The organism is Paracoccus spongiarum, assembly GCF_030732095.1.
In the GTDB taxonomy this organism is placed as follows: domain Bacteria; phylum Pseudomonadota; class Alphaproteobacteria; order Rhodobacterales; family Rhodobacteraceae; genus Paracoccus; species Paracoccus spongiarum.
The window spans coordinates 36,838-49,762 of record NZ_JAVAMQ010000002.1 but is presented as its reverse complement, the minus strand read 5'-3'; the positions used below and the strand labels follow the sequence as shown (position 1 = coordinate 49,762).

The window sequence follows — 12,925 nt, the reverse complement described above, 5'->3', positions numbered from 1 at the left end:
TCCTCAACCTGCCTCGGTGCGGCCGGGGGTCATGTCTGACCCAACCCCTCGACCAGCGGCACGAACCTGACCTGCCGCAATTCGTCGTAATCGAAACCGGTCTCGGACCGGGTCACCCGGATCAGCGTCTGGACGGCGTCCGACTGGCCCACCGGCACCACCATGATACCGCCGATCTTCAGCTGTGCCAACAGCGGTCCGGGCGGATCCTCGGCCGCCGCGGTCACCAGAATGCGATCGAAGGGCGCCTGGTCGGGCAGCCCGCGCGATCCGTCGGCGACCTGCGCGGTGATGTTGGACAGGCCCAGATCGTGAAAGATCGCCTCGGCCTCGCGCACCAGCCTGCGGTGGCGGTCGACGGTGTAGACGCGCCTGCACAGCCCCGCCAGCACCGCCGCCTGATAGCCCGAGCCGGTGCCGATCTCCAGGACGGTGTCGCGCGGGCCGGGGTTCAGGGCCTGGGTCATCAGTCCCACGACCGAGGGCTGGCTGATCGTCTGGCCGCAGGGGATCGGCAGGGGCGTGTCCTCATAGGCACGGTCGGCGAACTGGCCGCGCACGAACAGGCCGCGGTCGATGCGCTCCATCGAGTCCAGCACCCGTGGATCGGTCACGCCGCGCGAGCGCAGCTGGAACAGGAAGCGCATCTTGCGCTCGGCGGTGCCGTCCTCGTCGTCGCCGCTCTGCTCCATCAGGATGTGCCGGCCCCGGCCCGCAGATCCGCGGGCTCGCCGCCCTCCAGCGCCTGCGACAGCGCGTCCAGCGAGCGGTGGCAGGTCAGGTCGGCGCGCATCGGCGTGACCGACACATAACCCTCCATGTTCACCGCCACGTCGCTGCCCGGCCGCGCCGGCGCCTGCTGCGAGCCGCCGGCGATCCACATGAAGCGCCGCCCGTTCGGCGCGGTATAGGGCACCACGCCGAAGCGCGTGCCCTGCCGCCGCCCCTGCGGCGCCACGCGGATCCCGCGCATCCGGTCGGCGGGCACCGGCGGGAAGTTCACGTTGTAGAACAGCCGGAAATCGTCGCCCGAGGTCCAGTCCGCGTGATCCAGCAGGCGCCGGATCACGCGGGCGCCGTGGCGGCGCGCGGTCTCGAAGGGATCGGCCAGATCGGCGGTCTCGGGGCCCAGATATTGCGACAGCGCGATGGCCGGCAGGCCCTGCAGCGCGGCCTCCATCGCGCCGCCGATGGTGCCCGAATACATCACGTTCTCGCCCGAATTGTTGCCGCGGTTCACGCCCGACAACACCAGGTCGGGCGGCGTTTCGGCCATCACGTCGGCGATGGCGGCAAGCACGCAGTCGGCGGGGCTGCCCTCGGCTGCATAGCGCCGGTCCGCCAGCCGCGCGATCATCGTGGGATGCGAATAGCTGATGCAATGGGCGACGCCGGACTGTTCGAAGGCGGGGGCCACGGTCCAGACCTCGCCGCGCGGGCCGGCCAGTTCGGCCGCGATCTCGGCCATGACCTCGAGGCCCGGCGCGTTGATCCCGTCGTCATTGGTGATGAGTATCCGCATTCCGGCCCCGCGCGCGTTCAGGCTGCCGCCGCATGATGCGCGTCCGCCCGTGCTTGCCCATTGATTAGCCGTGCGGGGCGGCCGCTTCAACCCGTTGAACGCCTGACCGAAAGCGGTTTGACGCGCCGGGGTGGGCGTTGCATGCTTCGGCCATCCAGCCGCCGCGCGACACATGCAGATCTATCTTCCGATTGCCGAAGTCTCCGTAGACGCCTTCACGCTGATCGGCCTTGGCGGGCTGGTGGGGCTGATGAGCGGTCTGTTCGGCGTCGGCGGCGGTTTCCTGATCACGCCGCTGCTGTTCTTCATCGGCATCCCGCCGGCCATCGCGGTCGCCACCGGCGCCAATCAGGTGGTCGCCTCGTCGGTCAGCGGCGTGCTGGCACATGTCAAGCGCAAGACCGTCGATTTCCGCATGGGCGGGGTGCTGCTGGCCGGCGGGCTTGTCGGCTCGTGGCTGGGGGTCTGGGTGTTCACGATCCTGCAGGGGCTGGGCCAGGTCGATCTGGTCGTGCAGCTTTGCTATGTCGTGTTCCTCGGGCTGATCGGCGCGATGATGCTGAACGAGGGCATCCGCTCGCTGCGCCGGTCGCGCAACCCGACCCATCGCAAGCGCCTGCACCAGCACAACTGGGTGCATCGCTGGCCGCTGAAGATGAAGTTCCGCACCTCGGGCCTCTATATCAGCGTCTTCCCGCCCCTGCTGGTCGGGCTTGCGGTCGGCGTGCTGGCCGCGATCATGGGCGTCGGCGGCGGCTTCATCATGGTGCCGGCGATGATCTACCTGCTGGGCATGCCGACCAAGGTCGTCGTGGGCACCTCGCTGTTCCAGATCACCTTCGTGACGGCCTTCACCACGCTGATGCATGCGGTCAGCTACAACACCGTCGACATCATGCTGGCCGTGCTGCTGATCGTGGGCGGGGTGATCGGCGCGCAGTTCGGCACCACCCTCGGCGCAAGGCTGCGCGCCGAACAGCTGCGCATCCTGCTGGCCCTTCTGGTGCTGCTGGTCTGCGGCAAGCTGGCGCTGGACCTGTTCCTGCGCCCCGACGAGCTTTACGCCATCACCACGGAGCCGCGGTGATGCGCGCCGCGCTCGGCCCTGCCTGCGCGGTCTGGCTTCTGGCCGCACCCGTCGTGCCCGCCCAGCAGGCGCCCGGCTCGACCGTGCCGCTCGAGCCGCCGCGGCAGGGCTATCCGGTCTATCCCGATCCGGCGCGGCAGCGCCCGGTGCCGGCCGAGGCCCCGCCCCAGGCCCCCGAACAGGTTGTGGCCGGGCTGTCGCGGGATTCGGTGGCGATCACGGCCAGCTTCGACGGATCGGACATCCTCATCTATGGCGCGGTCAAGCGCGAGACGCCGATCCCCGACGGCCCGCCCCTGCAGGTCATCATGACCATCGAGGCTCCGGCGCAGGCGCTGACGATCTGGCGCAAGCAGCGCAGGCTGGGCATCTGGGTCAATGCCGACCATGTCGATATCGGGGCCGCGCCGGGCTTCTATGCCGTGGCCACCAGCGCGCCCCTGGACCAGATCCTGCGGCCGGAATGGGACAGCCGCTACCGGATCTCGCTGCCGCTGGCGCTGCGCGCCTTCGGCGGGACGGCCAGCGTCGAGGATGCCGTGCCCTTCACCGAGGCGCTGATCCGGCTGCGCGAGCGGAGCGGCCTCTATCGGCTGGACGAGGGGGCGGTGAAGGTCGTCGACCAGACCCTGTTCAGGGCTGACATCCGGCTGCCCGCGAACCTGATCGAGGGCAGCTACAAGACCAGCATCTTCCTGCTGCGCGACGGCGAGGTGGTCGATCTCTACCGGGCGCCGATCGAGGTCCGCAAGGTCGGGCTGGAACGCTGGCTCTACCGGCTGGCCTTCGACCGGCCGCTGCTTTACGGGCTGATGTCGCTGGCCGTCGCGGTCGCGGCGGGCTGGGGCGCCTCGGCGGCCTTCCGCAGGCTGCGCCGGGCCTGACCGGCGCGCGGCCGGCCCCGGGGTCGGGCACGGTCGGCGGTCAGGCCCGATCGACGGTCAGGCCGGCGCCGAGATCAGTTCGGCCTGCCGCACGATCACCTCGGCCTGCTTGATCGAGGCGATGTCGACCAGGCGGCCCTTGTAGACGGTGGCCCCGGCGCCGGACCGCTTGGCCTCGTCCATCGCGGCCAGGATCTCTCGCGCCTCGGTGACCGCCTCGTGCGAGGGCGAGAACACCTCGTTTGCGAGCGCCACCTGGCTGGGATGGATCGCCCATTTCCCCACCATGCCCAAGGTGGCCGAGCGGCGCGCCTGCGCGACATAGCCATCGGTGTCGCTGAAATCGCCAAAGGGCCCGTCGACCGGCAGCACCCCGTGCGTGCGACAGGCGGCAACGATGGCGGTTTGCGCCCAGTGCCAGGGATCGGGCCAGTATCTCTGGCCCTCGCGCAGCATGTAATAATTCTCCTGCGTGCCGCCGATGCCGGTCGTGGCCATCCCCATCGAGGCCGCGAAATCGGCCGCGCCGAGGCTGATCGCCTGCATCCGGGGCGAGGCGGCGGCGATCTCCTCGACATGGCAGATGCCGGCCGCCGATTCGATGATCGCCTCGAAGCCGATGCGCTTGTCGCGCCCCTTTGCCGCCTCGATGGCGCTGGCCAGCGCATCCACCGCATAGATGTCGGCGGCGCAGCCTACCTTTGGGATCATGATCTGGTCCAGCCGCTCGCCGGCCTGTTCCAGAAGGTCGACGACATCGCGATACCAGTAGGGTGTGTCCAGCCCGTTGATGCGCACCGACAGCGTTTTGTCGCCCCAGTCGATGTCGCCGATGGCTGCGATGATGTTGGCGCGGGCCTGCGCCTTGTCATCGGGCGCCACCGAATCCTCGAGATCGAGGTTGATGACGTCGGCGGCCGATTTCGCCATCTTCTCGAACAGCGCGGTCCGCGAGCCGGGGCCGAACAGCTGGCAGCGGTTGAGACGGGCCGGGGGCAGGGGCTGGGTTCGGAAACTCATGCGTGGGTCCAGTTCGGAATGTTTCGGGGCTGGAACGGGTAATAATCTTTCGCTGCGACTGCATCAAGGCTTATTCCTGCACTGCGGCGAAAGCCGGCGGCGCTTGACCTTCCGGCCGCTTTGGGCGCAGGAGCAGGGGGCGAGAGGCGACGGCACGGAGGGGTCGAATGACACGGACGGTTTATGTGAATGGCGAGTATCTGCCCGAGGATCGCGCCACGATCTCGGTGTTCGACCGGGGCTTCCTGATGGCCGACGGGGTCTATGAGGTGGTCAGCGTGCTGGGCGGCAAGCTGATCGACTTCGACGGTCACATGGCGCGGCTGCAACGGTCGCTGTCCGAACTGGCGATCGCCAACCCGCTGTCCGAGGCGGGATATCTGGACGCGCATCGCCGCCTGCTGGCCGAAAATGCGATCACCGACGGGCTCGTCTACCTGCAGGTGACGCGCGGCAATCCGGGCGATCGCGACTTCGCCTATCCGTCGGCCGACACCCCCCCGACGGTGGTGATGTTCACCCAGTCCAAGCCCGGCCTCGCCGATGCGCCCGCCGCCCGCACCGGTTGGAAGGTCGTCAGCGTCGAGGACCTGCGCTGGGGCCGGCGCGACATCAAGACGGTGCAGCTGCTGTATCCGTCGATGGCCAAGATGGAGGCGAAGGCGCGCGGCGCCGACGATGCCTGGCTGGTCGAGGATGGCCGGGTGACCGAAGGCACCTCGAACAACGCCTATATCGTCAAGGGCGGCACGATCATCACCCGCGAACTGGGCCATGACATCCTGCACGGCATCACCCGGGCCGCCGTGTTGCGGCTGGCGGCCGAGGCGCAGATGAAGGTCGAGGAACGCAGCTTCACCATCGCCGAGGCGCAGGCCGCCGACGAAGCCTTCATCACCTCGGCCTCGGCCTTCGTGATGCCTGTGGTGCAGATCGACGGCGCGGCCATCGGCACCGGCACGCCGGGCCCGGTCGCGGCGCGGCTGCGGGAAATCTATCTCGAGGAAAGCCGCAGCGCCGGGCTCTGACGCCACATCGGTGCCGGGCGCGATCCGCCTCGCGGCGGGGCCGGCGGGCTTGCCCCGCCCGGCGACCGGCCCCCTCGACGGGGGGCGGGGGCCGCGCCCCCCACCGCGGCAGAGGCCCGTGGCGCCGCGATCAGCCGCGGGGCGCGGCGGCGCGGCGCAGCCGGTCGTTGATGGCAGCGCCCAGACCGTGATCGGGGATCGGCGCGACCGCGATCGGGGCTCCGGCCGCGTCGGCGCGGCGCAGGCAGTCGAACAGCCGCGCTGCCGCCTCGACCAGGTTGCCCGAGGGCGACAGGTTCAGCGCGCCGTCGGCTGCCCCGCGCCCGAAACCGATATGCGTCTCGCCGGGGTGCGCCACCGCCGCGTTCAGGCGCAGGCTTGCGCGGGGCGCGTAGTGGCTCAGCAACTGGCCGGGCGCCAGCGGCCGGTCGGGATCGGCCGTCGTGCGGGCCAGCGGATGGCCAAGCGCCGCCTCGACCGCCTCGGCCGGGATGCCGCCCGGGCGCAGCAGCGTCGCCCGGCCGCCCGGCCAGCCGATGATCGTCGATTCGACGCCGACCGGGCAGGGGCCTGCATCCACCACCGCCGCGATCCGCCCGGCCAGCCCGCCTTCGGGGTCCAGCACATGATCGGCGCGGGTCGGGCTGATCCGGCCCGAGGCATTGGCCGAGGGAGCCGCGACCGGCCCGCCGAACTGCGCCAGCAGCGCCTGCGCCACCGGATGCGCCGGCACCCGCAGCGCAACGCTGGCCAGCCCCGCCGTCACCAGCCCGGCGATGCCCGCATCGGGCCGCAGCGGCAACACCAGCGTCAGCGCGCCCGGCCAGAAGGCCTGCGCAAGCGCCTCGGCCTCGGAGCCGAAGACCGCAAGGCGTCGCGCGCCCGCCGCATTGGCCAGATGCACGATCAGCGGATTGAATGCGGGCCGGTCCTTGGCGGCGAAGATCGCCGCCACCGCGCGGTCGTCGGTCGCGTCGGCGGCCAGCCCGTAAACAGTCTCGGTCGGGATCGCGACGCAGCGCCCCGCAGCCAGCAGCCGGGCCGCCCGCGCCAGATCGTCGGGGCTGGTGCCAAGTCGTTCAGTCTGCATTCGTGACGCCGGGTTTCGGTTGAGACGGTGCCGCATCCACCTAAGATGCCGCCAGACCACACAGATAATCGCGCCGGCGCATGAAGCCAAGGCGCAGCGGGGGAGAACCAGATGAGCTTTGTCGCGCCGGTCGACCAGATCGCCTTCATCCTCAACCATGTCGTGCGCTTTGCCGAGCTGCGCGGCACCGACCGCTTTGCCGAGGCCACCGACGACACCTGCGCGGCGATTCTGTCCGAAGCCGGCAAGCTGGCCAGCCAGGTCCTCGCCCCCCTGAACCGCAATGGCGACGAGACCCCGGCACGGCTGGAGAATGGCCGCCTGCGGTCCTCGCCCGGCTTTGCCGAGGGGTTCCGGGCGATCGCCGAAGGCGGCTGGATCGGCCTTGCCGCCGATCCCGAACATGGCGGCATGGGCCTGCCGCAGGCGCTGAACATGGCGGTGGCGGACATGATGTCGGGCGCCTGCCTCGCGCTGCAACTGAACCCGCTGCTCACCCAGGGGCAGATCGAGGCGCTGGAACACCACGCCAGCGACGACCTGAAGGCGCTGTACCTGCCCAAGCTGATCAGCGGCGAGTGGTCTGGCACGATGAACCTGACCGAGCCGGGCGCGGGCAGCGATGTCGGCGCGCTGACGACGAAGGCGGTGCCCAATGGCGATGGCAGCTTTGCCATCACCGGGCAGAAGATCTTCATCACCTGGGGCGACAGCGACGTGACCTCGAATGTCTGCCACGCGGTGCTGGCGCGGCTGCCCGATGCCGCCAGGGGCACCCGTGGCATCAGCCTGTTCATGGTGCCCAAGTTCATCCCCGACGAGAACGGCGATCCCGGCGTTGCCAACAGCCTCAAGGTGGTCAGCCTCGAGGAAAAGATGGGCATTCACGGCAGCCCGACCTGCGTGATGAGCTATGAGGCCGCGACCGGCTGGCTGATCGGGCAGGAACACAAGGGCATGGCCGCGATGTTCACGATGATGAACTGCGCCCGGCTTGGCGTCGGCATGCAGGGCGTCGGCGTGGCCGAGGCTGCCCTTCAACAGGCCGTCGCCTATGCGCGCGACCGCGACCAGATGGGCCCGATCATCGGCCATCCCGATGTGCGGCGGATGCTGGCCACCGCCCGGGCCGAGATATTCGCCGCCCGCGCCATCGGCCTCGCTTGCGCCGTCGCCATCGACCTCGAACGGGCCACCGGCGATGCCGAACAGGCCGCCCGCGCCGCTTTCCTGACGCCGATCGCAAAGGCCTATGGCACCGATGTCGGCTGCCGCGTCGCCGATGCCGGCGTGCAGGTGCATGGCGGCATGGGCTATGTCGAGGAGGCGGGTGCCGCCCAGTATCTGCGTGATGTGCGCATTACCCCGATCTACGAGGGCACCAACGGCATCCAGGCGATGGATCTGGTCGGACGCAAGCTGTCGGATGGCGGCGACGCCGCGATCCGGCTGCTGGACGAGGTGCTGGACGGCGCCCGCGCCGCCCATGCCGATCACGAGGATCTGGCGACCCCGCTGTGGCAGGCCGCCGAGACGCTGCGCGAGGCGACGCAGGCCATGCTCGAGCGTGATCTGCCGGAACGCTTTGCCGGCGCGGCAGCCTATCTGTCGGCCTTCGCGCGGGTTCTGGGCGGGCATTTCCACCTGCGCGCGGCGATGGCGGGCGGGGCGCAGCAGCTGGCGCTGGCGCGGGTGTTCATGACCCGGGTGCTGCCTCGCCATGCCGGAGACATCGCCGAGGCAATCGCCGGGCTTGACGATCTGGCCGCCCTTGACGACGCCGCGCTGTCGGGTGATGTCGCGGCGTGATCCGCTATCCCCACGAGACGCCGCCGGCCGAGGGCACGGCCCTTGCCCTTGCCGAGGGCGTCCTGTGGATGCGCCTGCCGCTGCCGATGGCGCTGGATCACGTCAATGTCTACGCGCTGCGCGAGGGGGACGGCTGGACGCTGGTCGATACCGGCTTCGACACCGCCCGTGCCCGGTCGATCTGGCAGACGCTGCGCGCGGGGCCGTTGCAGGGGCTGCCGATCCGCCGCGTGATCGGCACCCACCACCACCCCGACCATATCGGCCTGGCCGGCTGGTTCATTGAGACCGACGGGGCCGAACTGGCGATGAGCCGCACCGCATGGCTGACCGCGCGGATGTTGCAGCTGGACCATCAGCCCCGCCCGACGCCGCAGGCGCTGCACTTCTGGCGTCAGGCGGGGATGCCCGCCGACATGCTGGCCCGCCGCGCGGCCGAAAGACCCTACAATTCCGCCGATGTCGTGCATCCGCTGCCGCCCGGCTTCACGCGCATCCGCGAGGGCGACGAGACGCGCTTCGGCGGGCGGCGCTGGCGGGTGGCGATGGGCGACGGTCATGCGCCCCGTCACCTCACCTTCTGGTCGCGCGATGACGATCTCGTGATCGGCGGCGACCAGCTGCTGCCCTCGATCTCGCCCAATCTGGGCGTCTACCCGACCGAGCCCGAAGCCGACCCGGTCGGCGAATGGCTGGAGAGCTGCGCGCGGATGGCGGCTCTGGCCGAGCCGCGCCATCTTGTCCTGCCCGGCCACAAGCTGCCCTTCACCGGCCTGCCACTGCGGCTGCGCCAGCTGATCGACAACCACCACGGCGCGCTGGCCAGGATCGAGGCCGCGCTGGCCGAGACTCCCCGCAGCGCGGTGGGCTGTTTCGATATCCTCTTCAAGCGGCGCATCGCGGCGATGGAATTCGGGCTGGCGCTGGTCGAGGCGGTCGCGCACATCAACCATCTGCGTCGCAAGGGCCGCATCCGCGCGGTCGGCGAAAGCGACGGCGCGATCCTCTGGGGGGCGTGACAGCCCGCGCTCTTTGGGCTATCGCAAGGCAAAAGCAGCACCGGAGGGCAGGCACATGGCCGATCATCAGCACGTTTCCGATCACAAGCACGGTGAAATGGACATCACCGCCCATCAGAAGACCTTTGCCGGCTTCATCCGCATGGCCATCTGGGTTGTCGTGGTGTCGATCCTGGTGCTGATCTTCATGGCGCTGACCAACGCCTGAGCGACGGCGGACCGGATCCATGAACAGACGCTTCTTTCTTGCCGCGTCGGCGCCGGCGCTGCTGGCCGCCTGTGGCGCCGACAACATCTGGGCCAGCGACGAGGCGGTGCGCGCGGCGCGCTTCGTCTCGGACGAGCCGCCCTCGATCACGCTGTTTACCGTGATCGGGATTCCGCGCGGCGAGGGGGGCCATGCGGCGCTGATGATCAATGGCAGCCAGCGGGTGATCTATGATCCCGCCGGCACCTGGAACCATCCGCGCATCCCCGAACGGCGCGACCTGCTGTATGGCATCACGGACAATTTCAAGAACTTCTACATCGATTACCACGCCCGCAGCACCTATTGGGTGGCCGAGGACAGCGTGCCGGTCAGCCGCGAGGTTGCCGACCTGGCCATCGCGCGGGCCGAGGCGAATGGCGCCAGCGCGAAAAGCTTCTGCGCGATCGAGACGGGCAATGTCCTGCGCGGCGTGCCGGGATTCGAGACCGTGCCGACCGGATTTTCCCCCATCAAGCTGCGCAACTGGTTCCGGACCCTGCCGGGCGTCACCTCGAAGCGGCATCGCGACGGCGATCCGGCCAACAATCACGACGTGCTGCTGCGCCAGAAGAACGGCGTCGTGACCGGCTATCCCAGGATGTAGGGCAGCCCGAACAGGGTGACCGCCCCGGCGGTGATCGCCAGGATGACGTTCCGGCTCAACACCCCGACCGCGACGGTCGCGGCAGCGGCCGCAAGGCGCGCGGGTTCGGGCTCGCCGCCGTTTGCGGCGGGCCACATGACCAGCGGCGCGACCAGTGCCGGCAGCACCGTGACCGGCGTGTAGCGCAGCAGCCGCAGCACCCAGCCCGGCAGTTCGCGCTGCCCCAGCGCGCCGAGGAAGGACCAGCGGATCAGGAACGTCCCGATCCCCAGGACGATGATGACCGCCCAGACCGTCAGGTCCGACATGCCGCCCCCCATCACGCGCGCCCCTGCCGTTCGGCTCGCGCCTCGACAAGCGCGCCGGCGACCATGCCGATCGGCGCGGCAATCAGCAGGCCCAGCCCCGAGGGAAGCCCGGCAAAGGCCAGCGCCCCCGCCACGGCGACGAAGCAGGCGACCAGATGCGCGACCGTGCGCAGCATCGGCGCGATCATCGCGAGGAAGGTGATCGGCATGGCGAAATCCAGCGCGATGTCGTCCGGGATCGCCTGTCCGACCGTGGCGCCCAGCCATGACGCCGCCATCCAGGGAAGGCACAGCGCCACCGCGGTGCCGGCGAAATAGGCCAGCCGCTGATCCAGCGACAGCCTCGGGTGGCGTTCGTAGTGCTGGATCGCCAGCGCATAGCTCTGGTCTATCAGCGCATAGGCGATCCAGGCCTTCTGGCGGGCGCTTGCACGGCGCAGCCAGGGCGACAGCGAGGCCGAATACATCGCCATGCGCAGGTTCACCGCAAGGCCCGACAGGATCACGATGATCGCCGGCGCATTGTCCGACAGCAGCTGCACGGCCGTGAACTGCGACGCCCCCGCCAGCACCAGCACCGAAAAGCCCATCACCTGCGCCAGATCCATGCCGGCTTCCAGCGCGACCACCCCGAAGAGCAGCGCGAAGGGGATGATGACGATCAGGAAGGGCACCGATTGCACCATGCCATGCACGAAGGCCGCGCGCGGCGAGCGCGCCAGCGCGCGCGCGCCCGCCGCGTCGTCGGCGGCGGGTTGCTGCTGGCCGGGTCTGGGCTCGGGCGAGGGGGACATGAAGACTTCCGTTTCTGTGCGGATCGCGGCACCCTTGCTTGCACGATGCGCAAGCCAAGGCAAGAGCCGCCCCCCCGGATCATCTGGCCGATCCCCGACACAGTGCTGCTTGCGGCGTCGGGGCTGTGGTGGCAGGCCTTCCGGCCGCCTCTTGCGCTGCGCCTGCCCGCCTGCCGGGCCGGGCATGGCATTGTCGCGCTGGACGCCTGCGACCGGGTGCTGGGCGTGGTCGGGCTGCGCGATGGCGAGGGCGGCTTTCCCGTCGTGACGCCGCTGGCCGCGCGGCTGGCGTTTCGGGCGGCGCCGGCCACCGACGATCTGGTGATCGACGGCATCGTGGTCAGCGCAGCCGGCAGGGGCATCGGCCGCGCCCTGATGGCCGCCGCGCAGGACCGCGCGGCGCAGGGCGGCCATCCCGGCCTGCGGGTCGAGGTGGGGGCACGCAACCGCGCCGCGCGCGACTTCTACCGCCGGATCGGATTTGTCGAGATCGGCCGCGGCCGCTTTGGCTGGCCCCTCTCGCCCCCGGTGGTGCTGATGCGCCGGGGGCCGGGCGCCGGTTAGCCGAAGATGCCCGCGACGCGGCCCAGAAGCATGAAGGCGCGGGCCGAGCGGGTCTGCGCCAGAACCGCGACCTGCGCGTCGTCGAGCTGGGGCACGAGCCGGCAGACCATCGCGTCGAAATGGCGCAGGAAGTGGTGTGCCGCATCGCGGAAGATCTCGTCGCCGCGCAGCAGGCTGGAGGCCACGTCCAGCGCGAGCTCGTCATGGATGCCGCCAAGCGCGGCGACGGCGCTGCCGCGGGCGCCATCCGCAAGCCGCCGCCAGACCGCCGCCGGGGCCGGGTCGGGGGGCAGGTCGTCCATATAGACAGACTGCGCGGCAAGCAGGGTCACCACATCCTGCGCGGCCCGCAGCACCCGCGAATTGTCGAGATCCTTCAGCGCCATGCGCAGCGCCGCGATGGCCTCGTGATCGTCAGGCCCGTCGGGAAAGTCCAGCGCCCGGATCAGCGTCCCGGGATCGACCTGCACCGATTCCGGCGCGTCGAAGCGCATCGCCGCCTGCCGCTGGTCCGCGGGCCGCGGGCGCGGGGCGGCGGGCGTCTGCTGGGGTGGCGGCAAGGGCGCCGACGGCTGCGGCGTCTGGCCCTGCGCGCCCTGGGCCGGCACCACCCGTCCCGTGGCCTCGCCGGCCACGGCGGGCGGGGCGCCGCGCGTCGCCGCATATTCGCGCAGCTGCGTCAGCCGCAGGCGCAGGTCCTGCGCCTCGGCGCGCAGCACCGCGATCGATCGCGCCAGCGCCACGGCCACCCAGACCATCATCAGCGGCATCACCACGCCGACCGCCCCGACCAGCCGTGCCAGCCCGCCGGCGCCGCCCTCGCCGCCCGGCGCGAGCAGCCAGAACAGCAGCACCAGCAGCAGCCAGACCGCGCTGACCGCAAGGCCGACCGTGGTCACCGCGTCGCGCTGTGCCAGAGAGGTGATTCGCGCCTTCAGGGACATGG

At 70.4% G+C, this 12,925-nt stretch carries 15 protein-coding genes; 8 read left to right on the top strand and 7 right to left on the bottom strand.

Going from position 1 to position 12,925, the window contains the following annotated elements; genetic code table 11:
- Positions 1 to 29: 29 nt before the first annotated feature.
- On the bottom strand, positions 30 to 692 hold the full coding sequence (locus tag Q5Y72_RS02235) for a protein-L-isoaspartate(D-aspartate) O-methyltransferase (protein ID WP_305961793.1): 663 nt from the start codon (positions 690 to 692) through the stop codon (positions 30 to 32).
- The gene (gene surE, locus Q5Y72_RS02230) at positions 692 to 1,522 is read right to left on the bottom strand and encodes a 5'/3'-nucleotidase SurE (protein ID WP_305961792.1); all 831 of its coding nucleotides are present in this window, start codon (positions 1,520 to 1,522) and stop codon (positions 692 to 694) included. The genes Q5Y72_RS02235 and surE overlap by 1 nt, the downstream gene beginning before the upstream one ends.
- A 172-nt stretch (positions 1,523 to 1,694) precedes the next feature.
- Between surE and Q5Y72_RS02225 the strand changes: the two genes are divergently transcribed.
- Positions 1,695 to 2,609 carry a sulfite exporter TauE/SafE family protein gene (locus tag Q5Y72_RS02225; RefSeq protein ID WP_305961791.1) on the top strand — a complete coding sequence of 305 codons (915 nt, stop codon included), beginning with the start codon at positions 1,695 to 1,697 and terminating at the stop codon, positions 2,607 to 2,609.
- Positions 2,609 to 3,493 carry a TIGR02186 family protein gene (locus Q5Y72_RS02220; protein WP_305961790.1) on the top strand — a complete coding sequence of 295 codons (885 nt, stop codon included), beginning with the start codon at positions 2,609 to 2,611 and terminating at the stop codon, positions 3,491 to 3,493. The genes Q5Y72_RS02225 and Q5Y72_RS02220 overlap by 1 nt, the downstream gene beginning before the upstream one ends.
- Before the next feature lie 57 nt (positions 3,494 to 3,550).
- Here the strand turns inward: Q5Y72_RS02220 and Q5Y72_RS02215 are convergent, their stop codons facing one another.
- Positions 3,551 to 4,513, bottom strand: a complete 963-nt coding sequence (locus Q5Y72_RS02215; RefSeq protein WP_305961789.1) for an L-malyl-CoA/beta-methylmalyl-CoA lyase — start codon at positions 4,511 to 4,513, stop codon at positions 3,551 to 3,553.
- 167 nt (positions 4,514 to 4,680) lie between these two features.
- Here Q5Y72_RS02215 and Q5Y72_RS02210 point away from each other — a divergent pair, with 167 nt between their 5' ends.
- The gene (locus tag Q5Y72_RS02210) at positions 4,681 to 5,541 is read left to right on the top strand and encodes a D-amino-acid transaminase (RefSeq protein WP_305961788.1); all 861 of its coding nucleotides are present in this window, start codon (positions 4,681 to 4,683) and stop codon (positions 5,539 to 5,541) included.
- 130 nt (positions 5,542 to 5,671) lie between these two features.
- Here the strand turns inward: Q5Y72_RS02210 and Q5Y72_RS02205 are convergent, their stop codons facing one another.
- On the bottom strand, positions 5,672 to 6,631 hold the full coding sequence (locus Q5Y72_RS02205; RefSeq protein ID WP_305961787.1) for an L-threonylcarbamoyladenylate synthase: 960 nt from the start codon (positions 6,629 to 6,631) through the stop codon (positions 5,672 to 5,674).
- 111 nt (positions 6,632 to 6,742) lie between these two features.
- Between Q5Y72_RS02205 and Q5Y72_RS02200 the strand changes: the two genes are divergently transcribed.
- Genes Q5Y72_RS02200 through Q5Y72_RS02185 form a run of 4 tightly spaced genes read left to right on the top strand, consistent with a single transcriptional unit; the run spans position 6,743 to position 10,313 of the window.
- The gene (locus Q5Y72_RS02200) at positions 6,743 to 8,440 is read left to right on the top strand and encodes an acyl-CoA dehydrogenase family protein (RefSeq protein ID WP_305961786.1); all 1,698 of its coding nucleotides are present in this window, start codon (positions 6,743 to 6,745) and stop codon (positions 8,438 to 8,440) included.
- The gene (locus Q5Y72_RS02195; protein WP_305961785.1) at positions 8,437 to 9,459 is read left to right on the top strand and encodes an MBL fold metallo-hydrolase; all 1,023 of its coding nucleotides are present in this window, start codon (positions 8,437 to 8,439) and stop codon (positions 9,457 to 9,459) included. The genes Q5Y72_RS02200 and Q5Y72_RS02195 overlap by 4 nt, the downstream gene beginning before the upstream one ends.
- 55 nt (positions 9,460 to 9,514) lie before the next feature.
- Positions 9,515 to 9,667, top strand: a complete 153-nt coding sequence (locus tag Q5Y72_RS02190; RefSeq protein ID WP_305961784.1) for an aa3-type cytochrome c oxidase subunit IV — start codon at positions 9,515 to 9,517, stop codon at positions 9,665 to 9,667.
- 19 nt (positions 9,668 to 9,686) lie between these two features.
- Entirely contained in the window at positions 9,687 to 10,313 is a 627-nt protein-coding gene (locus tag Q5Y72_RS02185; RefSeq protein WP_305961783.1) for a hypothetical protein, read from the top strand.
- Here the strand turns inward: Q5Y72_RS02185 and Q5Y72_RS02180 are convergent.
- Complete coding sequence (locus Q5Y72_RS02180; protein ID WP_305961782.1) at positions 10,298 to 10,621, bottom strand: AzlD domain-containing protein; 324 nt, start codon at positions 10,619 to 10,621, stop codon at positions 10,298 to 10,300. The genes Q5Y72_RS02185 and Q5Y72_RS02180 overlap by 16 nt on opposite strands.
- Positions 10,622 to 10,632: 11 nt before the next feature.
- Positions 10,633 to 11,307, bottom strand: a complete 675-nt coding sequence (locus tag Q5Y72_RS02175; RefSeq protein WP_305962072.1) for an AzlC family ABC transporter permease — start codon at positions 11,305 to 11,307, stop codon at positions 10,633 to 10,635.
- Positions 11,308 to 11,460: 153 nt separating this feature from the next.
- On the opposite strand from Q5Y72_RS02175, the gene Q5Y72_RS02170 reads away from it, so the two are divergent.
- Entirely contained in the window at positions 11,461 to 11,979 is a 519-nt protein-coding gene (locus tag Q5Y72_RS02170; protein WP_305961781.1) for a GNAT family N-acetyltransferase, read from the top strand.
- Here Q5Y72_RS02170 and Q5Y72_RS02165 read toward each other — a convergent pair.
- On the bottom strand, positions 11,976 to 12,923 hold the full coding sequence (locus Q5Y72_RS02165; protein WP_305961780.1) for a hypothetical protein: 948 nt from the start codon (positions 12,921 to 12,923) through the stop codon (positions 11,976 to 11,978). The two genes, Q5Y72_RS02170 and Q5Y72_RS02165, sit on opposite strands and share 4 nt — an antisense overlap.
- Between the last annotated feature and the right edge of the window lie 2 nt (positions 12,924 to 12,925).

What these genes read in the sequence shown, in the direction of transcription:
- Q5Y72_RS02235 (WP_305961793.1), bottom strand. Translation starts at nt 692, where the DNA reads ATGGAGCAGAGCGGCGACGACGAGGACGGCACCGCCGAGCGCAAGATG.
- surE (WP_305961792.1), bottom strand. Translation starts at nt 1,522, where the DNA reads ATGCGGATACTCATCACCAATGACGACGGGATCAACGCGCCGGGCCTC.
- Q5Y72_RS02225 (WP_305961791.1), top strand. Translation starts at nt 1,695, where the DNA reads ATGCAGATCTATCTTCCGATTGCCGAAGTCTCCGTAGACGCCTTCACG.
- Q5Y72_RS02220 (WP_305961790.1), top strand. Translation starts at nt 2,609, where the DNA reads ATGCGCGCCGCGCTCGGCCCTGCCTGCGCGGTCTGGCTTCTGGCCGCA.
- Q5Y72_RS02215 (WP_305961789.1), bottom strand. Translation starts at nt 4,513, where the DNA reads ATGAGTTTCCGAACCCAGCCCCTGCCCCCGGCCCGTCTCAACCGCTGC.
- Q5Y72_RS02210 (WP_305961788.1), top strand. Translation starts at nt 4,681, where the DNA reads ATGACACGGACGGTTTATGTGAATGGCGAGTATCTGCCCGAGGATCGC.
- Q5Y72_RS02205 (WP_305961787.1), bottom strand. Translation starts at nt 6,631, where the DNA reads ATGCAGACTGAACGACTTGGCACCAGCCCCGACGATCTGGCGCGGGCG.
- Q5Y72_RS02200 (WP_305961786.1), top strand. Translation starts at nt 6,743, where the DNA reads ATGAGCTTTGTCGCGCCGGTCGACCAGATCGCCTTCATCCTCAACCAT.
- Q5Y72_RS02190 (WP_305961784.1), top strand. Translation starts at nt 9,515, where the DNA reads ATGGCCGATCATCAGCACGTTTCCGATCACAAGCACGGTGAAATGGAC.
- Q5Y72_RS02185 (WP_305961783.1), top strand. Translation starts at nt 9,687, where the DNA reads ATGAACAGACGCTTCTTTCTTGCCGCGTCGGCGCCGGCGCTGCTGGCC.
- Q5Y72_RS02180 (WP_305961782.1), bottom strand. Translation starts at nt 10,621, where the DNA reads ATGTCGGACCTGACGGTCTGGGCGGTCATCATCGTCCTGGGGATCGGG.
- Q5Y72_RS02175 (WP_305962072.1), bottom strand. Translation starts at nt 11,307, where the DNA reads ATGGTGCAATCGGTGCCCTTCCTGATCGTCATCATCCCCTTCGCGCTG.
- Q5Y72_RS02170 (WP_305961781.1), top strand. Translation starts at nt 11,461, where the DNA reads ATGCGCAAGCCAAGGCAAGAGCCGCCCCCCCGGATCATCTGGCCGATC.
- Q5Y72_RS02165 (WP_305961780.1), bottom strand. Translation starts at nt 12,923, where the DNA reads ATGTCCCTGAAGGCGCGAATCACCTCTCTGGCACAGCGCGACGCGGTG.